Annotated in this window: 19 protein-coding genes; 11 read left to right on the forward strand and 8 right to left on the reverse strand. The window is 45.7% G+C overall.

What is annotated here, in order from left to right; genetic code table 11:
• Nucleotides 1–15: 15 nt before the first annotated feature.
• The 11 genes from F461_RS17230 to F461_RS0106130 all read left to right on the forward strand — a co-directional run bounded on the left by F461_RS17230 (nt 16) and on the right by F461_RS0106130 (nt 11,155).
• Entirely contained in the window at nt 16–2,274 is a 2,259-nt protein-coding gene (locus tag F461_RS17230) for a DUF3536 domain-containing protein (RefSeq protein WP_162139287.1), read from the forward strand.
• 193 nt (nt 2,275–2,467) lie between these two features.
• Entirely contained in the window at nt 2,468–3,274 is an 807-nt protein-coding gene (locus F461_RS0106085; RefSeq protein ID WP_020000260.1) for a phosphate ABC transporter substrate-binding protein, read from the forward strand.
• An 83-nt stretch (nt 3,275–3,357) separates the two neighbouring features.
• Complete coding sequence (gene pstC, locus F461_RS0106090) at nt 3,358–4,251, forward strand: phosphate ABC transporter permease subunit PstC (RefSeq protein WP_020000261.1); 894 nt, start codon at nt 3,358–3,360, stop codon at nt 4,249–4,251.
• Nucleotides 4,252–4,267: 16 nt separating this feature from the next.
• Nucleotides 4,268–5,185 (forward strand): phosphate ABC transporter permease PstA, encoded by a 918-nt coding sequence (gene pstA, locus F461_RS0106095; protein ID WP_020000262.1) that lies wholly within the window; start codon nt 4,268–4,270, stop codon nt 5,183–5,185.
• Nucleotides 5,186–5,370: 185 nt separating this feature from the next.
• Entirely contained in the window at nt 5,371–5,655 is a 285-nt protein-coding gene (locus tag F461_RS0106100; protein WP_020000263.1) for a late competence development ComFB family protein, read from the forward strand.
• A gap of 12 nt (nt 5,656–5,667) precedes the next feature.
• The gene (locus F461_RS0106105) at nt 5,668–6,492 is read left to right on the forward strand and encodes a histidinol-phosphatase (protein ID WP_020000264.1); all 825 of its coding nucleotides are present in this window, start codon (nt 5,668–5,670) and stop codon (nt 6,490–6,492) included.
• A 66-nt stretch (nt 6,493–6,558) separates the two neighbouring features.
• The gene (locus tag F461_RS0106110; protein WP_235633763.1) at nt 6,559–7,206 is read left to right on the forward strand and encodes a phosphoribosylanthranilate isomerase; all 648 of its coding nucleotides are present in this window, start codon (nt 6,559–6,561) and stop codon (nt 7,204–7,206) included.
• A gap of 438 nt (nt 7,207–7,644) precedes the next feature.
• Nucleotides 7,645–8,628 (forward strand): 4Fe-4S binding protein, encoded by a 984-nt coding sequence (locus F461_RS0106115; RefSeq protein ID WP_020000266.1) that lies wholly within the window; start codon nt 7,645–7,647, stop codon nt 8,626–8,628.
• Nucleotides 8,629–8,792: 164 nt separating this feature from the next.
• Nucleotides 8,793–9,644 carry a zinc metalloprotease HtpX gene (gene htpX / locus F461_RS0106120; RefSeq protein ID WP_020000267.1) on the forward strand — a complete coding sequence of 284 codons (852 nt, stop codon included), beginning with the start codon at nt 8,793–8,795 and terminating at the stop codon, nt 9,642–9,644.
• Nucleotides 9,645–9,938: 294 nt separating this feature from the next.
• Entirely contained in the window at nt 9,939–10,580 is a 642-nt protein-coding gene (locus tag F461_RS0106125; protein WP_020000268.1) for a YrbL family protein, read from the forward strand.
• Nucleotides 10,581–10,675: 95 nt separating this feature from the next.
• Entirely contained in the window at nt 10,676–11,155 is a 480-nt protein-coding gene (locus F461_RS0106130; protein ID WP_020000269.1) for a PaaI family thioesterase, read from the forward strand.
• Between the two features lie 232 nt (nt 11,156–11,387).
• Here the strand turns inward: F461_RS0106130 and ftsZ are convergent, their stop codons facing one another.
• The 8 genes from ftsZ to murD form a co-directional block, all read right to left on the reverse strand.
• Nucleotides 11,388–12,929 (reverse strand): cell division protein FtsZ, encoded by a 1,542-nt coding sequence (gene ftsZ / locus F461_RS18920; RefSeq protein WP_020000270.1) that lies wholly within the window; start codon nt 12,927–12,929, stop codon nt 11,388–11,390.
• Nucleotides 12,930–12,991: 62 nt separating this feature from the next.
• The gene (gene ftsA, locus F461_RS0106140; protein WP_020000271.1) at nt 12,992–14,230 is read right to left on the reverse strand and encodes a cell division protein FtsA; all 1,239 of its coding nucleotides are present in this window, start codon (nt 14,228–14,230) and stop codon (nt 12,992–12,994) included.
• Nucleotides 14,231–14,247: 17 nt separating this feature from the next.
• Nucleotides 14,248–15,084, reverse strand: coding sequence for a cell division protein FtsQ/DivIB (locus F461_RS0106145; RefSeq protein ID WP_020000272.1), 837 nt, complete (start codon nt 15,082–15,084; stop codon nt 14,248–14,250).
• 6 nt (nt 15,085–15,090) lie between these two features.
• The gene (gene murB / locus F461_RS0106150) at nt 15,091–15,978 is read right to left on the reverse strand and encodes a UDP-N-acetylmuramate dehydrogenase (protein WP_020000273.1); all 888 of its coding nucleotides are present in this window, start codon (nt 15,976–15,978) and stop codon (nt 15,091–15,093) included.
• Nucleotides 15,978–17,345: a UDP-N-acetylmuramate--L-alanine ligase gene (gene murC / locus F461_RS0106155; protein ID WP_020000274.1), complete on the reverse strand. Its 1,368-nt coding sequence runs from the start codon at nt 17,343–17,345 to the stop codon at nt 15,978–15,980. Before murC ends, murB begins: the two co-directional genes overlap by 1 nt.
• Before the next feature lie 3 nt (nt 17,346–17,348).
• On the reverse strand, nt 17,349–18,488 hold the full coding sequence (gene murG / locus F461_RS0106160) for an undecaprenyldiphospho-muramoylpentapeptide beta-N-acetylglucosaminyltransferase (RefSeq protein WP_020000275.1): 1,140 nt from the start codon (nt 18,486–18,488) through the stop codon (nt 17,349–17,351).
• Nucleotides 18,485–19,615 carry a putative lipid II flippase FtsW gene (gene ftsW / locus F461_RS0106165; RefSeq protein WP_020000276.1) on the reverse strand — a complete coding sequence of 377 codons (1,131 nt, stop codon included), beginning with the start codon at nt 19,613–19,615 and terminating at the stop codon, nt 18,485–18,487. Before ftsW ends, murG begins: the two co-directional genes overlap by 4 nt.
• 43 nt (nt 19,616–19,658) lie before the next feature.
• Nucleotides 19,659–20,960: a UDP-N-acetylmuramoyl-L-alanine--D-glutamate ligase gene (murD, locus tag F461_RS0106170; protein WP_020000277.1), complete on the reverse strand. Its 1,302-nt coding sequence runs from the start codon at nt 20,958–20,960 to the stop codon at nt 19,659–19,661.
• Between the last annotated feature and the right edge of the window lie 6 nt (nt 20,961–20,966).

The raw sequence follows: 20,966 nt of genomic DNA on the forward strand, positions 1-20,966 counted from the left end.
CATCATGGAGGAACCATGTCCCCTTATCTATGTATCCACGGTCATTTTTACCAGCCCCCCCGCGAAGATCCATGGTTAGGCGAGATAATGCCTGAGGGCAGTGCTGCACCAATGCTTAACTGGAATGAACGTATCACACGGGAAAGTTACACTCCTCTTGCATTTGCTAAACGTCTTGATGGCAAGGGAAATATTATTGAACTGATAAACTGTTATGAATGGATCAATTTTAATGTAGGTCCTACCCTTATGCGGTGGATGGAAACAGCATTCCCTGACACCTACAAACGAATCATTGAAGCCGACAAAGCCAGCGTCCACAGATTTGGGCATGGCAACGCAATTGCGCAAAGTTACCATCATACCATTCTTCCACTGGCAAATAAACGGGACAAAGAACTCGAAATTCAATGGGCCATTCAAGACTTCACAAAGCGTTTTGAAAGAAAACCGGAAGGCATGTGGCTTGCAGAATGTGCAATTGATACAGCCACACTGGAGACTTTGGCCCGACATAATATAAAATTTACGATTCTTTCACCGCATCAGGCCCAGGCAATAGGGAATAACGGAGACTGGGAAACAATCAAAGACAGCGCTTTTGATACTTCCATGCCTTACCAGATAGCGTTGCCAAGCGGGAGAACCATTGCAGTATTTTTTTACGATGCTGAAATATCACAGGCGGTAGCATTTGAACGCCTTCTTTCTGACGGCGATAAGTTCTGGAACAAAATAAAGTCATCCTCAAGCAACGGCGTTCTTACAATCAGTACTGACGGTGAAACCTACGGTCACCACTTCAAATTCGGAGAAATGGCACTTGCCCATGTAATAGATAACGCCCGAGGCTCACGGGACGGCATAGAATTAATAAACCTTGCAGCATTCCTTGCCAGCAATCCACCGCAGCAGCAGGTTCGCCTGTATGAACCTTCTGCATGGAGTTGTGCGCACGGCATAGAACGCTGGCGGAGCAACTGCGGCTGTACAGACGGGGGACATCCTGACTGGCAGCAGGAGTGGCGGAAACCATTACGCGACGCAATGAATTTTATGAAAGAATGCGTTGATAATTTTTTTGATTTAAAAGCACACGAGTACTACAATTCACCGGAAGAAGCACTGCAAGCTTACGGCACCGTCCTTTCGGGACAAAAAAATCGTGATGAATTTATGTCCGAGTATACCCTCAAGGGACTTACAGAACAACAGAAGCATGAAGCCACCCTTCTTCTTTTCATGCAAGAACAAGCGCTGTCAGGCTTTGCAAGCTGTGCTTGGTTTTTTGATGAATTAACGCGCATTGAACCAAAAAATGCCCTTTCCTATGCGCTGCATGCTCTGAATATTCTGGAAGAGTTTGAAGGACACACCCGGCTGGATGACTTTGCAGAAATACTCACCGATGCCGTCTCTAACAAGAAAGGCCACGAAACCGGCAAAGAACTATTATATGAACGTATTCTCCCGCGCAAAGAATCTGAATCGTCCATTCTGCTTCAGGCACTGCTTCTTCTATGTAATGACAATGAGTTCCCGCAAAAAGGTAAGACCTATATTGTCACATGGAGTAATGTGAACATCAAAGTTACGCCGGACAATATTGAAGGTAATCAATTTTCCGGTAATGCAGTAATCTTCTGGAAAGATTCAACTGTGGGAACCAACCTCACATGGCAATATGCTAAACTTCCTCCCGGTTTTATAAACAGCTCAACCGTTACTGCTACCGTAGAAGGGAAAGCCCCACAAAGTTGCATGTACACAGCACTGCCGCGTAACAAACGACAATCTATTACCGCCCACTTTATGCAGCATATTGTGGAAGACCTTGCAACGACATATTCGCCACTGGGGTTAGATGCTACAGTACTTTTTGAAACATGGACAGAAGGGCAGCACGACCAGCCGGCAGGAGAACTGTGGGACAGCATGTGTCCAGCACTCATCGAAGGATATATTTTCTCCGAACATTGCGAAGTACAACTCAAAAAAGAACAAATAACTTTTTTACGCAAGTATCTAAAAGGATGGATAAAACGTCGACGCTTTGATCCGACAATAACATTACGAAAAGTTGAAACAAAACTTATTGAAATACTTTCAGATGAAAACCCTGCATACGTCAAAGCGACAGGCATTCTGGAACGGACTAAAGAGCTTTTTCCTGCCGTTCATACGGATGCTCTGCTATACTTCATATGGCTGGAAAAGCAGCACGATCCGCACATCCGCGACATTGCAGCGTTAGTAAACCTTGTGTTGCCTTAACATAAACACAACCTCAAAAAGGATGGAGACTTTTACCTCCATCCTTTTTTATAGGCAAAATAACGTTGCAACATAGTTATCACATTGCGTCACAGACTTGTGCAGCATGCGACACTTTTTCGTAACACAGGTTCATTAGTTTCCTTCCAACGCAACTAAAACTATCTACGTTTTTAATTTTGGAGGAATCAACATGCGTCCTTGGTACTATATTTTTTCTGCTTTCTTAGTTCTTAGTCTTACTGCACCTGCTATGGCTGCTAATTCTATTACAGTTAAGGGCTCCACAACAGTACTCCCTATTATGCAACGAGCTGTTGAAGCTTTCATTGCTGAAACCGGCACCCCTGTCGCTGTTTCCGGCGGCGGTTCTTCAAACGGTATAAAAGCACTTCTCGATAACAGTACTGATATCGCAATGGCATCCCGTAAAATGAAAGGCAAAGAAATCAAACTTGCCAACTCTAAAAACCTCACCCCTGTTGAGCACGTAATCGCACTTGATGCTGTTATTCCGATCGTGCACCCGTCCAACCCGGTAAGCAACCTTACTTCCGGTCAGCTCAAAGCCATTTACGAAGGTAAAATCACCAACTGGAAAGAAGTTGGTGGCGATGACGGTAAGATCATCGTTATTTCCCGCGATACTTCTTCCGGTACCTACGAAACATGGCACAAAATTATTATGAAGAAAGCACGCGTATTCCCGGGTGCACTGCTTCAGGCATCTTCCGGTGCAGTACTGCAGGCTGTTTCTAAAAACAAAAACGCCATCGCTTACGATGGCATCGGCTACATCAACAATACAGTCAAAGCACTTTCTGTAGACGGTATTACAGGCAGTGCTGCCACTGCAAAAGATAAAACCTATCCAGTGGCACGTACCTTACAAATTTACACTTCTTCTGCACCTTCTTCTGCAGCAAGCCAACTCGTTGAATTCATCCTCTCTCCAAAAGGTCAGGATATCGTTGAGCAGGCTGGCTTCATCCGCCGCTAGGCAACCTGCCGAATCTATTTACCTGCCTTTCCTTACCGTAAGGAAAGGCAGGTTTCATGCATCTGCACTATTGGGGACATACTATGCGGATTTCAAGACAACATAAGGAAATGGCAATCCACGGCAGTTTTTTTGCCATTGCCTCGATGAGTATTCTCGTTCTTACTCTCATAATGATTTTTCTCATTATGGAAGGGCTACCAATTTTTCATCAAATATCCTTACCGGATTTCATATTCGGTAAATACTGGTATCCGACAGACGATCCCGCAGACTTCGGGATTCTGCCCATGATCACGGGATCACTTTCCGTAACTGCATTTTCTTCCTGCATTGCCATACCACTTGGACTTATGACTGCAATCTACCTTGCAGAAATAGCAACGCCGCGTATGCGCAGCATCGTCAAACCGCTTGTTGAAATGCTGCAAGCGCTGCCTTCCGTTGTTATCGGCTTCTTCGGTATGGTTGTAGTCGCACCACTGCTTCAAAAATGGTTCGGCATTGCAACAGGACTCAACTTATTTAACGCCTCTATCATGCTGGCATTCATGGCAGTACCTACAATTACTTCTATAGCAGAAGATGCCATCTTCAGTGTGCCGGAAGAACTCAGAGCCGCCTCACTCGCTCTTGGCGCCACAAAATGGCAAACCATTGCCGGCGTAGTTATCCCTGCTTCACTGCCCGGCATCAGTACGGCTGTAATTCTCGGTATGGCACGCTCCATAGGTGAAACTATGGTAGTTCTCATGGTAGCTGGCGGTGCCGCAATGACACCAACATCAATTTTCGACCCTGTGCGCCCTATGCCGGCATCCATTGCAGCAGAAATGGCAGAAGCACCATATCAGAGCGAACATTATTATGCTCTTTTCGCTACAGGCATGGTTCTATTTCTGTTCACCCTGATGTTCAATGTTCTTGCAGCGTATATTGCAGAAAAGAAAAAACAAATCGGCACGGCTTCGCTGTAGCAACAAGGAGAGTACAATGTCTCAGTTGATAGACACTGCAGGAAACCAAATAGTACATCATTCGCCCGCCACTTCCGGAGCATGCTCTATGCGCCACGTTATTCAAAAATGCATGTTCACGCTGTTCAAACTGAGCGTGATCATTAACGCGCTTGCGCTAATCATTGTCTGCGGGTTCGTACTATATTATGGCGCTCCTGCCATTTCATGGGAATTCTTACTCGAAAACCCGCGTAACGCTATGACAGAAGGCGGGATTTTCCCATGTATTCTGGGCACGATTGCCCTGTCCTACGGCTCCATGCTTATTGCACTGCCATGGGGCGTTGCCACCGCAATTTATCTTCATGAATATGCAAAACCGGGCAAAGTGGTTCATCTTATCAGGCTTGCAATTAACAACCTTGCAGGTGTCCCCTCTGTAGTGTTTGGTTTGTTCGGCCTGTCACTCTTTGTTACGGTTCTTGGTATGGGGGTTTCGCTCCTCGCAGGTATGCTTACCCTTGCGGCACTTGTCCTTCCACTAATTATTGGAGCCTCAGAGGAAGCGCTGAGGAGTGTTTCCCCCACATACCGCGAAGCCTCATTAGGACTCGGTGCCACCAAATGGCAGACTATCTACCGGATTGTACTGCCAGCTGCTGCACCGGGAATTTTGACAGGCGCCATTCTTTCTGTAGGACGCGCTGCAGGTGAAACCGCAGCAATCATGTTTACCGCGGCAATGTTCTTTTCTCCACTGCTTCCACAATCTATTTTCGACAGCGTAATGGCTCTGCCATATCACATATATGTTCTGGCTACTGCCGGTACAAATATCGAGCAAACACGGCCGCTGCAATACGGCACATCTCTTGTACTCATTGTGCTGGTACTAAGCATGAACTTCATGGCCATTATGCTCCGGGCACGAATGCAGAAAAAGCTTTCATAATATAATCAGACCTAAAACAAACATCCACTGTCCAGTAAAAGCCCGTAGGCACCAAGCCTGCGGGCTCTTTGTGTCTTCGTCTATTTTCAACAAAACGGCAGCAGCAGTCCCCTCATATCCTGTGTTATTCGTTGCCTGCCAACAATATTATGTGTATTTTATCAAAAAGATAAAAGGGGTGCAGAATGGACAACAAAAAATATTTTCTGAATGAAATTAGTTTGTTTAATATCCGCAACAGGAACGAAGTGCGCGTAATCAAGATTATGAAACAAGTTATGGATACCCCTCCATACTACAAGCCATCCGAAAAAGATCTGTTGGACATTTATGCGCTATCGCTCAACTCCCTTCCTCCACGATACGCACAGCAGGGGACAATTGTTTTGCGTGATCCTGTCCGTGATAACGAAATTGAAGATGCAGTGCGCAAAGCATTTGCCATTGTTGTTGAAAATCCTAAAAAATAACACAGGACTATTATGATCTCCGTTGATACCCACATACACACGCTGTACTCCCATGGCAAAGCTACACCTGAAGAGATGTATGAGGCTGCTGTAAAAAAAGGGATTAAGGTATTCGGCTTTTCTGAACACTCGGTACGCCCAGCGGGCATGAGCTACCCACAACGAGAGTACAGAGAGCATTTAGCAGCACATTGGGACACCTATATTAAAAAAGTAACTGCTCTGAAAAATAACAATGATGACGTTACTGTTTTACTGGGTATTGAAGTAGATTGGATGGAAGGCAACGAAGAATTCATTAAGGCACAACTTGCAAAGCATGATTTTGATTATGTGCTTTGCGGCATCCATTTTTTAGAAAACTGGGGATTTGATTACTCGGAAGCAGATTGGGAATCTCTTAACTATGATGAACAGGTAGCACTTTACAAAAAGTACTTCGAAACTATGGTCACGATGGCTAAGACGGGTATTTTTGACACAATTGCACATCCCGATATCATTAAGATTTTCTCATGCGCTTATTTCAGCAAATGGATTGCAACAGAAGAAGCACAGGCGCTAGTGCACCAAGCACTTTCAGCTGTTCGTGATGCAGGTATGTCCATGGAGATTTCTTCAGCCGGAATACGCAAGAGTTGTCAGGAAATTTACCCGGGTGAGATTATCATGGGTATTGCCAGCAAGCTTAACCTGCCAATTTCCTTTGGTTCCGACGCTCATTCCACATCGTCCGTAGCTTTCAATTTCGACAAGCTGGAAGAACATGCGCGCCGCTTCGGGTACACAGAAAGTGTCTATTTCCAAAATAGAAAAATGCATTCACGTCCATTCTAACTGACACGCATGCTCAATAAACATTCAAAATTTCACAGCCTCATACAGATTGCCGGAGTCCACGACGTGCAGGAAACACAAATGCTTGCCGACTGTGGGGTGCATTGTGTGGGGCTGCCTTTACGTCTACCGGTCAACAAGGAAGACATCACAGAAGATGAGGCCCGGGAAATTATCCAACAGACCTGTACACATATTCTTCCCGTCTGCATCACATATCTCGATAAAGCAGAAGATATCGTCCAATTCTGCAGCGAGTTGAACATTACACATGTACAATTACATGGACATGTTGAATTGGCAGAACTGCAAAAGCTTGCGCGCATTGCACCAGATCTCTACATCATTAAATCACTTGTAATACAGGCAGACGGCAGCAACAAAAAGGCACTATTGCAAGTTGTCAAAGATAGTGCCCCCTATGTTGATGCATACATTACTGACACCCACAATTCTAAAACCGGTGCAGACGGTGCGACAGGTTTAACCCACGATTGGAACATTTCTGCCGAGCTAGTGCAGCAATCACCGCGCCCTATCATTCTCGCAGGTGGACTAACTGCCGACAACGTTGCTGAAGCAATCCGCATTGTAAAACCGTCAGGAGTTGACGCGCACACCGGTGTAGAAGATGCCACAGGTCGAAAAAGCCAGACGCTGGTATATAAATTTGTTCAGGAAGCAGCCAAGGCTTTTGCTAAACTCACAGGTTAACTGCCTCTCTCCCAAAGAGTTACAAGGAAGTAAGCCGCCTCTATCTTCTTGTGAATATCAGTAATTTACAGTATGTACCCTGCGTGGGCTAAAAAATTTTCAAGAGCTGGCAGGCTCAACAGACAAGGAGTGACAACATGGATTATATTTTCTTTTTTCTCGGAATAGCTGCAGTTGCCTGCGCATTGCGCTACATCAAAAAAACAAGCTAATTGCCGCAACCAGAAACCGTTATGGAACTGGTTGACCGGAATACCGGTCTACTTCAGGACATGAACTCATGCAGTACATGTCCTTTTTTGCGGCCTGCACTACAGCAGACATCCTTAATAAAGCGTAATTGTCAGCTAGGCGACAGATGGGCAACCCCAATCAGATGTACCCTTTGCGAAGCATTTCTGTAGTTTTTTCATCAAACGTAGACGAGGTTTGTAGACTATGTCTCAAAAAATTGTAACGCCCCATATTCTACGGCGCGTTATTCAGTGTCTTTTTCTCTTATTCTGCCTCTTTATCGGCTACCGTCTCTTCCAACATTTTATATGGGCAACAGGCCAATCTTCGGTATTCGTTTCTAAACCTCCGTCCGTAGAAGCATTCCTCCCTATCAGTGCGCTTATGGCAGCCAAACAATTCATTCTCACAAAAAAGTGGGATATGGTTCATCCTGCCGGCTTGACGCTCTTTTTTGCCTTTATCTGGATGGCACTTTTATTCAGAAAAAGCTTTTGCGGATACATTTGTCCTGTGGGATTCATCTCGAACCTTATAGAACAACTCGGACGAAAATTAAGACTGCAAAAAGAATTACCAGCAAGGGTTGAACGTGCTCTTTCTGTACCCAAATATCTTATCCTAAGCGGATTTGTATACTTCATTGTCTTCAACATGAGCACCCGCCAAATCAGCAGTTTTCTCACCCTTCCATACAACTATGTTGCTGATTCCAAAATGCTGACATTTTTTCTTGCCCCGTCTGGAACCACATTGATCGTAATTGCTATTCTTGCAGTTCTTTCTCTTTTTATCCGCAACTTCTGGTGCCGATTCCTCTGCCCTTACGGCGCACTATTAGGACTTTGTTCCACATTCAGCCCTACAGCTATTACGCGCGATACCGGTTCCTGCATCTCCTGTGGTAAGTGCAGAAAAATTTGTCCTTCAGCCATCCATGTCGACAAACGAAAAACTGTTCATTCGCCAGAATGTGTAGGGTGCGCAGAATGTGTAGGGGTATGCCCAGTTAACGACTGCCTCACCGTCCGAACGTTCAACAAAAAAGTACCGTTTGCGACCATAGCCATCGGCGGCATCTGTGTTCTGCTTGCCTTCTATGGAATCGCCATTGCCACCGGACACTGGTATTCAAACGCAACGCCGGAACTTATCCGAAAGTTCCATATGCTCATCTTCAACAAATAACTAATAGGCAATCTCACCTGCGAGAAAAAATAGTTTCAACATGTTAGGCAACCTTTTCCATCCGAAAGGTTGCCTTTTATCTGGCACGTCTTATACATTCCAGATAAAGAAAGTATTCATACTCATTCAGGCATTGATCATTTTCGCAAGGAGACTCAAGAATAATGACAAGCAACTTAAAAACAATGATGTTACTTGCCCTACTCTCCGGAATTATTATCGTTCTGGGTGGAGCACTTGGTGGCAAGGGCGGGATCATTATCGCTTTCGTGTTAGCTCTTCTCATGAATGTTGGGAGCTACTGGTACTCAGATAAAATTGTTCTTCGCATGTATGGAGCACAGGAAGTTTCCCCGCATGATGCTCCTATGCTGCACAATATCGTTGAAGAACTTGCATACAAAGCTGGTATACCCAAACCACGTATCTGCATAATTCCCGAGCAGGCACCAAATGCATTCGCAACTGGTCGTGATCCGGAACATGGTGTTGTGGCGGTAACTCAGGGCATCATGCAACTTCTTTCAACAGAAGAACTCAAGGGAGTCCTAGCGCACGAAATCGGGCATATCACCAACCGCGACATTCTGATCCAGTCAATTGCAGGTGTTATGGCATCTGCCATTGTAAGTATTGCACATTTCATGCAATTTGCTGCAATTTTCGGATTTGGAGGTGGAGATGATGAGGAAGGAAGTAACCCGTTTGCGGCGCTGCTGCTTGCATTTGTAGCACCAATTGCAGCCAGCCTTATTCAGTTTGCAATCTCCCGTTCCCGCGAATACCTTGCAGATGATACAGGAGCACGCCTTTCTGGAAACCCATTGTACCTTGCATCAGCATTAGAAAAGCTTAACGCATACTCACAGCGGGTACCAATGCATCATGGCAGTGAAGCGACCGCACACATGTTTATTGTTAATCCCTTTTCAGGCGCCAACATGGCTAAACTTTTTAGCACACACCCACCAATCGAAGAACGCGTAAGTCGACTTCGCCAGATGGCACACAGATAATTACAAGCCCCGCACAGCGGGGCTTGTTTTCTCTACCAACTTAGCACCTGTTAACTACAGACACACTGTCTCCAACTGACAAAAACGCCTTCTTCCCTACCCCCATTCGAGCCTCCTGCTCTGTCTACATAAGGCGGATTACAGCAGCCTGTTGCACACAATCTTACATCTATTTGTACAATAAAGATTTCTTTGTGCAGAACCACACTCATCAGGGCATACTTGCTAAGACTTTCCCAAGGGGCTACAACGCGACTTTGATTTACGATTATTTAAGAAACTGAAGAGAGAATTATGATTGAACTCGGCGAATTAATTTCTTCTGTTGGCGGCTGGAGCAACATTTATGTTGTCAAAGATGCACCAAACATGTGCGTTAAGGTACTTGCACCACATCGCAAATACCAAGGCGAAAAACCCGATCCGAATTTAGTTTCAAAGAAAAAATACGGCATCGATGACATGCTGGAATTTGAATACGCCAACTATCAAAAAATTATCGAATGCGTTCCTGATGCTCTCAAAAAATATTTTGTGCGCATTGATGGTATGTATATGACTTCCATTGGTGTTCGCGGGCTGGTTATGGAACGTGTTATGACTGCCGAAGGCACTACCGCTCCGAGTCTTGATCACTACAAAGGTAAAGCCCTTCCTGATGCTTTTTTCTGCAGACTGGAACAACTTCGCCGCGACATTCTCCATAAGTATTCTCTTGATCACTTTGGAGTGGCACGCAGAAATGTTCTCGTTCGTGACGAACAGACTCCTGTACTGATTGATTTCCAAAAAAACCGCCGTATCTACCGCAGTCAGATAAATCTCTATATTCCTTACTTCACACGCCAAAAAGTGAAGCGTAACTTCCAGCGCCTTTACAGAGAAGCAAAAGTTCAAGACTGGACAAAAGTTTCTGAACTAAACTGCTCAGAATAATTCTTACGCGAATATATCTACCTGTTTTCTTTAAGCGACCGATAATCCTACGCACCAGCTCAGAACAATTACCAGTTCTGAACTGGTGCGTAGGATTGCTGCCCGCAATTGCTGACAACAACTTTTCTGCGTACACTACTGTTATGGAAAATATTCACCAGCCACTTATAGACTTTATTGAATCCGGAAGTCCTTTTCACCGGTTTCTTAATATTCAAGTCATTGATGCAAAACCCGGTTTCATAAAACTGCTTCTTCCATACAAAGAAGAATTTGGCGGGAATATGGAGCGCGGAATTTTACACGGCGGTATATCCGCTATGTTCGTTGATATTGTCGCGGCTTCTGCCTTGTGGACACATCTAAAACCAGAAGACAAAAGCGCAACCATTGATCTGCGTGTCGATTACCAACGTCCGGCAATGCTGGAGAATTTAATAGGGGAAGGCGAAGTCCGTATGCTCGCAAACTCTGTTGCGAACGTACATGTCCGCCTCTACAGTGCTTCCACTCCAGATACACTACAGGCGGAGGGACGCGCTGTTTTCCACATTAAACGAAAAAGCAGCACGTAGTCTTACATAGTATACGCTGCGTTATATACACATACAAAAAGCGCTGTTCAGTAATACTGAACAGCGCTTTTAAACTGTTTCTAAGCAGAGAGGCGTGAGTACTGCTCAGAGACAGGGTCTACTACCTCTAGCGAAAACTTATAGAACGACCTTTCCCACGAATGGGGTGTCTATAACAGAACAAATCTGTTTTATAAGCCTACGCAAAAACGCAACTATGCGCCGAATTTTTCTAATCGGCCTGCTTACGAATAAAAGACGGAATTTCGAAATCTTCTTCAAAAACGAAAGTGTCTTTCCCTGGTTCGTGAGCATGACGTACTTTATGAGCACGCTGTGCAGCCTGTGCACTGCGGCGGATGTACGTTGGCACATTGGTGTCATCAGCTTTAAAATCGTAGCCTTCTCGTGCTGGCTCAGGATGGGTAATATCCATCTTTGGCTCTACGCGAGGAGCAACTGCCTGTGGCTGTTGCACTGGCTGTGGAACAGCTTGTACAGGCTGTGCTGACTGTACTGGAGCAACCTGAGGTGCAGAATAAACCTGCTGTACAGACTCTGCCTGAGGTACAGACTGAACAGAAGGATCCACCGGTGCAGCTTGAGGCTGTGGAGCCTGAACTGGAGCGGCCTGAACTGCCTGCGCCTGCGGTGCCTGATATGCCTGTGACTGTGGAGCTTGATATGTCTGAGTCTGCGGAGTAGGGGCAGCTTCAGCACGCGGTGCACTTGCACGGGCGGAAGAAAGAGACGTTACGCTGCGTGCACCATTGCTGTTAACCGCAACGCCTGATCCGTTTCCCTGTGTTCCAGCATCCATAGTATCAATGCCGGTAGCAATAACAGTAATGCGCATTTCATCACCAACAGTATCGTCGAACACAGTACCAAAGAAGATACGTGCATCGTCGTGTGCTGCTTCCTGAATTGCGCCAGCTGCTTCGCTCACTTCATCAATAGTGAGATCTGGACCGCAAGTAATGTTCATAAGAACACCACGAGCTCCATCAATAGATACATCTTCAAGCAGTGGGCTGGTGATTGCCTTCATTGCGGCTTCGCGCGCACGACCTTCACCTATAGAACTACCGGAACCCATCATAGCAAGACCGGATTCACCCATAACTGCTTTTACGTCAGCAAAGTCAAGGTTGATAAGACCCGGAACCATAATGAGGTCAGAAATACCTTTAACTGCAAAGTACAAAACTTCATCAGCTTTTTTAAGCATTTCTACGAAGGTTGCTTTTTTGGAAGCCAAAGAAAGCAAGCGATCATTCGGAATGGTGATGAGAGAATCAACATGCTCACGGAATGCTTCGATTCCGGCATCAGCCGCTTCCTGACGCTTTTTGCCTTCAAAGAAGAAAGGCTTGGTTACAACACCAACGGTAAGTGCGCCCATTTCTTTTGCTACCTGAGCAATTACTGGTGCTGCACCAGTACCGGTGCCTCCACCCATACCTGCAGTAACAAAAACCATATCTGCTTCGCCGATTGCGTTGCGGATTTGGTCAATAGATTCCTGTGCAGCTTCACGGCCAACGGCAGGATTTGCACCTGCGCCAAGACCTTTAGTGAGCTTATCACCAAGTTGAATTTTTACTTCTGCCTGAGAATTGTTAAGCGCCTGTACATCAGTGTTTGCAGTAATAAACGTAACACCTTTCAGTACGGAGCTAATCATGTTGTTAACGGCATTGCCTCCGCCGCCACCAACACCGACAACCTTAATCTTCGCTTGGCTGTCGTTTTCAATTTCATGAAATTCCATACGCCTCTCCTTTTGCCAATACCTAGGTTACTTGTAGACCCATTATACTTTTACAGGAGCGTCTAAGAGACATCTGTAAACCATTTTTTCATTGTAGAAAGCACACGGTTGAACATAGAACTTTCACGCTTTGGACTGCTACTACTGAAATGAATATCGAAATCTTCTTTTTCAGATCCGTAGTTGAGTAAACCAACCGCTGTTGCAAATTTAGGGCTGTTAACGACATCTTTAAGTCCGCCCACCCCGCGAGGGTACCCTATACGGGTCGGGAGACCAAAAATTTGTTCACCAAGTTCCTGACAACCCTCAATAAGAGAAGTTCCACCAGTAAGAACAATACCTGCACCTATAAGATTCTTAAATCCGGATCGGATAAGTTCCTGATCCACAAGAGTAAGAATCTCTTCCATGCGTGGCTCACAAATTTCTGCCAAAACCTGACGGGAAAGCTTTCTTGGCTCTCTACCGCCTACGCTTGGCACTTCGATAACTTCATCACCCTGCACTATTTCAGCCAGTGCACAGCCATACTTCATTTTAATTTTTTCAGCACTCACCATAGGAGTACGCAAACCAAAAGCAATATCGTTGGTAAGATTCTGCCCGCCTAACGGCAACACTGCAGTGTGTTTAACAGAATCATCTGCGAATACGGCAATATCAGTAGTTCCGCCACCAATATCTACCAACGCAACACCGATCTCGTTTTCTTCTGCTGTCAGAACAGCTTTGGAAGACGCCCAAGCTTCGAGTACTATATCAGAAACATCAAGGCCGCTTCTGTGACAGGAACGCACAATATTCTGAGCACTTGTCACTGCACCTGTTACGATATGCACACGAACTTCAAGACGAACGCCCGCCATACCGAGAGGATCAGCAATTCCATGCTGATCATCAACAATAAATTCTTGTGGCAAGGTGTGGATGACTTCACGATCAAGTGGAATAGCTACCGCTTTTGCGGCATCCATAACACGTTCAACATCACGGCTGCATACTTCGCCGCCTTTAACTGCGATCACGCCATGGCTGTTAAACCCTTTAATGTGGCTGCCGGCAATACCTGCATACACAGAAGCGATTTCACAACCTGCCATTAATTCAGCTTCTTCCAAAGCTTTCTTAATAGACTGGACAGTCTGCTCAATATTTACCACTACGCCTTTGCGCAAACCAGTGGACGGAGCAGTGCCAATGCCTACAATATCGACCCCGCCCGGAGCAGGTTCCCCGACTACGGCACAAATTTTTGTCGTTCCAATATCAAGGCCCACAATGAGGTCGGACTTAGACATGCAACACTCCTCTTTATCTAACTTGCCAGTTTGGAAGTAGTACCGGTATTCACCCAGACGTTTCTATCTTCCGCCTTAATACTGCGAACATTAACAAATTCGCTACGCCGTTTAAGATCATCAATAGTGGCGACCAGATGACGCAAATTGGAAGCCCAGTTATCTACTCCAACGCTCAACAAAATATTTTCTGATTCCAGAAACAGTGTAATCCCGCCGCTTAAGCTCAGTTTTATCCATGCAGCATTTTGCGATGACACCGGAAGTCTCGAAGAATCCAGTTCTGCCAACAATTGTGGCAACCGTTGTAATAAATGTTCTGTGCCTGCATCTACAGATAGAAAAGGAAGGGAGGCAAATTTATACGTGCCTACGTAGTCAATAGGATTTCCCTTTTCATCTGCATAAATGATGCGGTTCTCTTGCCGCATCCAATAGCGTGGTTCGCGCTCTTCAATAGTAATAGCGAGATTACCCGGTAACTGACGCTTAACTGATACGTTTTCAACCCAAGGGCTACGGAGCAGTTGGTATTCTATCTCTGAAATATTTACTGCGATACTATTGTCACCACTTTTAAGGTGAGCAAGACTTAAAACGTCTTCTTGTTCCAAACGGACATTTCCAGAAATCTGAATTTTTTGCACCGCAAAAAAAGTACTATTCGTAATGAAACGATAACTGAATAACAGTCCGACACTTATTATGACAATAAAAGCCGCTCCAGTAAAGAGGGTTATCGCCCAAGAAAGCAACAAAGAGGTACCTTTTGCATGAACAAAATTCGAAAGCAAACGTCTATACCGTTTCTGCATTAAAGAATAAGGAACTTTTTTTTGCCTTCTTACAGCCATAGTACGTTACCCGATTACTTTTACTTCAAGCTCTAGTGAATATCCGGATACATCCAAAACAGTCTGTTGTGCTATATGTAAGAGCTCAAACGCTTCTTTGCTTGTGCCGTTATTTACGTTGACAAGAAAATTTGCGTGCAATGGAGAAAACGCCACTCCACCATAAATTTTTCCTTTAAATCCGCACTGATCGAGAAGCATTCCTGCGCTGACACCTTCTGCAGGATTCTTAAAAACACACCCTGCGCTATGTGCAGAAACCGGCTGTGTGGCTTTTTTTCTCGTTAAATTATCATCGATAACTTTCTTTATCTCTTGAGGATCTTTCTTGTTCAATCTGAAGACACTACTTAATATAACGGGCTGATCATTTACAGTTGGAATAGAAAAATGTCTATACTGTAATACTACATCTGTTTTTTTGAACACTGCAGTACCAATTTTCTTTATGAAAACTTCTACAGAGTCTAAACAGTCTACAACCTCACAACCATACGAACCGGCATTCATTGCCACGGCCCCGCCCACAGTTCCGGGTACACCGGCCAGTCCTTCCAATCCAGCGTATCCATGTGTAGCGCACCAGTTCAAAAAACGGGGCAGGCGATATCCCGCCCCGACGTGTACTGTGACAGTTTCATCTGTTTCTTCTACACAAACCGGCTCAGTCGTAATAGCCGGATTTACAATCACCACGGGTAATTCACCATCTTTTGCAAGCAAATTGCTGCCACGCCCGATGACAAGAGGCTCCCCGCCCAGTGAAAGTAAAATATCTGATAACTGTTCACAATCATCAGTATGCGTCAACACCACTTCTGCAAGGGCACTACCGCCCATACGAAGCGTCGTACGCTCACTGAATGAAAAAGACGGGTGAACAGTAATCGCCATTAGTTATCTCCATCCAAGTATCCTTGGCCAATTGTCCAGATATTACCCGCACCAAGTGTGATAAAGATATCGCCCTGTTGCAGTTCTTCAGGCAGTTTTGCAGATACTGCTTCAAAATCTTCGCAATATTCAACTTTAGTAGTGGATGCCTGACGAATACCATGCGCTAATGACTCACCATTAATACCTGGAATCGGGGATTCGGATGCAGGGTAAATTTCTGTAAGAAGCAGCTTGTCCACACCTTCAAAGGCAGTACAGAACTGACCGAACAATGCCTGAGTGCGACTGAATCGGTGAGGCTGGAATGCTACAACAAGCCTGCGTTCCGGGAAACATTGACGCGCTGTTCGTATAGTTGCTGCCACCTCTACAGGATGATGACCGTAATCATCAATAACAAGAACACCGTTGCGTTCACCTTTCCGTTCAAAACGACGACCTACGCCGTTGAAAGCGGTAAGTCCGGAGATGCAGTGATCCGCAGAGATGCCGGATTCAATAGCAACACCGATTGCACCAAGTGCATTCAAAATGTTGTGTCGGCCCGGTTGTGAAAGCAAAACATCACCAATTTCTTTTCCGTTTACTACAACTGTAAACGCAGACTGCTCGCCGCACGACTTTTCAATTGCACGGATATCGTTCCCTTCTTCAAAACCATATGTAATCACACGGCGCTTAACCTGTGGGATGAGACGCTGTACGCCTTTATCATCACCGCACACAATATTTGCGCCATAAAATGGCACACTGTTCATAAACTGAACAAACGCTGTGTCAATGTCTTCTTGTCCGCTATAGAAATCGAGATGGTCACAATCCACATTAGTTACAACGGTAATAATCGGGAACAGACACAGGAATGAACCGTCAGACTCATCTGCCTCTGCAATCAAAAATTCACCGGCACCAAGGCGGGCATTTGCACCATATGCGTTGAGCCGACCACCAATAATAACAGTCGGGTCAGTCTTTGCTTCATCAAAAATGGCTGCGGTCAAAGAGGTCGTCGTTGTTTTGCCATGAGTACCGGCAATTGCAATGCCGAGACGCAGACGCATAAGTTCTGCAAGCATCTCTGCGCGCGGGATAATGGGAATCCCCATTCTTGTAGCTGCTATGATTTCGGGATTATCGTCAGAAATCGCAGTGGAACGCACAACAACCTGTGCATCTGTAATATTTTCTTCTGCATGCCCAAAGCTCACGCTTGCACCAAGTTCGCGCAATCGCTGAACAGGTGCCCCGTCAGACAAATCAGAACCTGTCACGTTAAAATCAAGATTCAGCAGAACTTCAGCGATACCGCTCATTCCTGAGCCGCCGATGCCTATCATATGGATATTTTTAATTTTAGAAATCATATTCTAATCCGTTGATTCATTGTTTTCCGGATCATTGTAAGGATGAACCAGAGATTCAAGAGAGACTTTAGGCAGCAGATCCATTACACAGCTCACAACATTTGCTGCGGCTTCCGGTCTACCAAGTTTTTTTGCTGCCTCGCTCATGGACTGAAGCTTTTGGTCGTTTGTTAGTAGCTCAGTCACAATGGAATTCATATCTTTCTGTACAAGCTCACGCTCTTCCACAACCACGGCTGCCCCTTTTGATTCCAAATAACGGGCATTATGCACTTGATGATTATGCGTGGCATAAGGAAAAGGAATAAACAGCGCAGGCTTACCGGCAACTGTCAATTCTGCAATCGTTGTTGCACCTGCACGGCAGATAACCAAATCAGCGGCAGCATACGCTGCAGCCATATCATCAATAAAAGGTTCAACAGTGCACTGCTCCATGCCTGCCTCTTTATATGCAGTCCGGATACTTTCTAAATCTGCTTGACCTGTTTGATGATGGATAATGCAGCCAAGTTTTTTCAACGTCGGCAACATACCGACAACTGCACTATTTACAGCTTTAGCGCCAAGACTTCCACCACAAATCAACACGGAAGGTGCATCAGCATCCAACGTTTTAAAAACACAACGAATATCTGCAATGGCTGCACGGACAGGGTTACCTGTCAATACGGTATAGTCCGGTTCAAAAAATTCCTGCTCATCCGGCAGTGAGATAAAAATGCGCTGGGCGACTTTACTCAGCAATCTATTTGTTAAACCGGGAACCGAGTTCTGTTCGTGAATTGAAACCGGAACGCCGCATAATTTTCCGCCAACACAACCGGCAACAGCAGCATAACCACCAAAGCCGATAACAACTTCCGGATTAAATTTACGAATAATCCGCATGGACTTAAGAGTGGATATACCAAGCCCGACTAAAGCGCCGATCGCCTTTATTCCACGGCCGAGTACTCCACGAACAGGTAATCCAACAAAAGGGATACCTGCTCTTTCTACCATCTGACGTTCCGGACCGTATTCCCCTCCAATAAAGAGGAATTCAGCGTCAGGGAAACGCCTGCGAATTTCTTCAGCAACAGCCAAAGCAGGAAAAACATGCCCGCCTGTGCCGCCAGTGGTTAATACTACCCGTTTCATTTTCTGCCTCTACCCTCGCGCTCTTCTTGCGAGCGGGAAAAATTCAGTAACAATCCAGTGCAGAGCATCATGGCAATGAGGTTACTGCCGCCGTAACTCATAAATGGCATGGCTATTCCTTTTGGAGGTGCAGCACCCATAACAACAGCAAGGTTTAACACAGCGCCAAGGGAGATAATAAGAGCCAACCCAAAGGTGATAAACTTATCCCTAAGTTCAGTCTGCTTATAGGAAATAGAAAAAGCTCTGAAGAGTACTATTCCCATTAACAGGAAAAAGAGGGACATGCCCACAAAACCAAGCTCTTCACCAACAACGGCCATAATAAAGTCATTATGAGCCTCCGGCAGGTAGAACAATTTTTGCTTTCCTGCCCCGAGTCCCTGTCCGCTGAAGCCTCCTGAACCGAAAGCATAAAGAGACTGCACAAGCTGATAACTAATGCTATCAGCATCCTTGAACGGATCAAGGAATGCAAGCAGCCGTCTGAAACGATACGGCGACTGTACAATCAGCATGTATCCGGCACATAAAGCCAATACCCCTGAACCGGCAAGATACAAAGGACGTGTTCCACCGTACCAGCACATGAAGAAGAGTAACGCGGCCAATACCGCTGCACCACCGAAATCCGGCTGGATCAGCAACAGGGCACATAAAAAAGCAGTTATCAAAAACGGCGGAATAACACCTTTTGAAAACGTCTTAACTAATTCTTGCTTGGTGCTGAAAAAGTATGAAAGATACAGCACCAGAGAAATCTTTGCGAACTCCATCGGTTGAACCGAAAACGGCCCGATACTGATCCAACGGCTTGCACCATTAACCTTAACTCCTAGCGGAGAAAGTGTTATAATCAAGGCACATATTGACATACCCAGTAATGGATAATGCAGTTTGTAAATAAAACGCTTCGGCAGCATGGCACTAATACTCATGACCACAAGGCCGATGCCCGCAAACATAAGCTGTCTCTGGAAGAAGTGATATTTACTTCCAAAATTACGCTCTGCCATAATCCCGCTGGAACTCAGAACCATTATCAGTCCGAATGCAAGAACACACAGGACTGCGATTAACAGCATCCAGTCCATGGAGATAGTTGTGTTCTGTCGCTTATCAGCCATATAATGACTCCAACCATAGCCGGCGTTCACCGGCAATTATCGATTATTTGCTAAGTATATTGGCGATGCGTCTAAAGTCATCACCGCGTGCTTTGTAATTTGCATACTGGTCAAAACTGGAAGTAGCCGGCGAAAGCAACATTACGTCACCATCATGCGCTTTATGCATTAAAGCTCGAGCTGCATCTTCCATAGACTCATGCCACTCAAGATCAACAATGCCGTCCCATGCTGCTTCAAAAACATCGCGACTGTCACCATAAAGCCCGACAGCACGAACATGCTTTTTCAAGAGATCTGCAAGAGAGGCCAGATCGCCGCCTTTGTAATGACCACCTGCAAGAAGCAGCACTGGATCTGTAAAACTTTCCAATGCAGCACGAACAGAATCAACGGTTGTGGCTTTGGAATCGTTCACAAAAACAATCCCGTGGCCTCGGGCAACCGTTTCCAATGTATGCGGTGCAGCAGAAAAATCTTTCACAGCGGCTAAAGCACCATCCAAGGTTACACCGAACGGAGCGGTTGCTGCATAGGCAGCTTCCATATTCAAACGATTGTGCGTCCCCTTAAGATGCGCCTTTGCAAAACGTCCTGTGTCCGAAAATACATGCTGTTCGGCACGCTGCAGTCCAGCATTATTGCTGCCAGAAGCGAGCTTTTGTGCTTCTTCTCCCAGAAGAGCCTTGTCACCTTGCTCCATGTTGGAGAACAGGTGCAACTTGGCATCAAGGTATTCCTGCATGTCTTTATGATAATCGAGGTGGTCTTCTGTTACGTTAAGCAACACTCCCACTGTCGGACGAAAATGACGACATGTCTGTAACTGGAAGCTGGAAACTTCCAGAACGAGCACATCTGCTTCCTGCCTTTCCAGAACAAATTCGCTAAGCGGTGTCCCGATGTTGCCACCGAGAAAAACACGCTTCCCAGCTTTTCGAAGCATGGCATCACAAAGTCGCACAGTAGTTGTCTTACCGTTTGTTCCGGTTACAGCAATGGTTGGAAGATGGGGCACGCATGACCATGCAAGCTCCACTTCAGCCAGCACTACAGCCTGTTCTGGAATAAACGCTGCAAGCTTGAGCATTGGGACACCCGGGCTTGGTACAACCACATCTGCACCGGCGAACTGCTCTGCAGTATGAGGGCCGAATGCGGTTTCAAACCCGCATTCGGCTATTGTTTTTCGGAAGGTTTCCGGAACGGACTCCTCATTCATATTCACAATGCGTACAGAGGCACCAAGAGAATGCAGCAACCGCGCAGCAGCCTGACCAGAACGGCCAGTGCCGACAACAACGGCTTTGCACCCCGGTGTAACTACCTGTGGTCTATATTCCACGAGTCA

Source organism: Halodesulfovibrio aestuarii DSM 17919 = ATCC 29578 (assembly GCF_000384815.1).
In the GTDB taxonomy this organism is placed as follows: domain Bacteria; phylum Desulfobacterota; class Desulfovibrionia; order Desulfovibrionales; family Desulfovibrionaceae; genus Halodesulfovibrio; species Halodesulfovibrio aestuarii.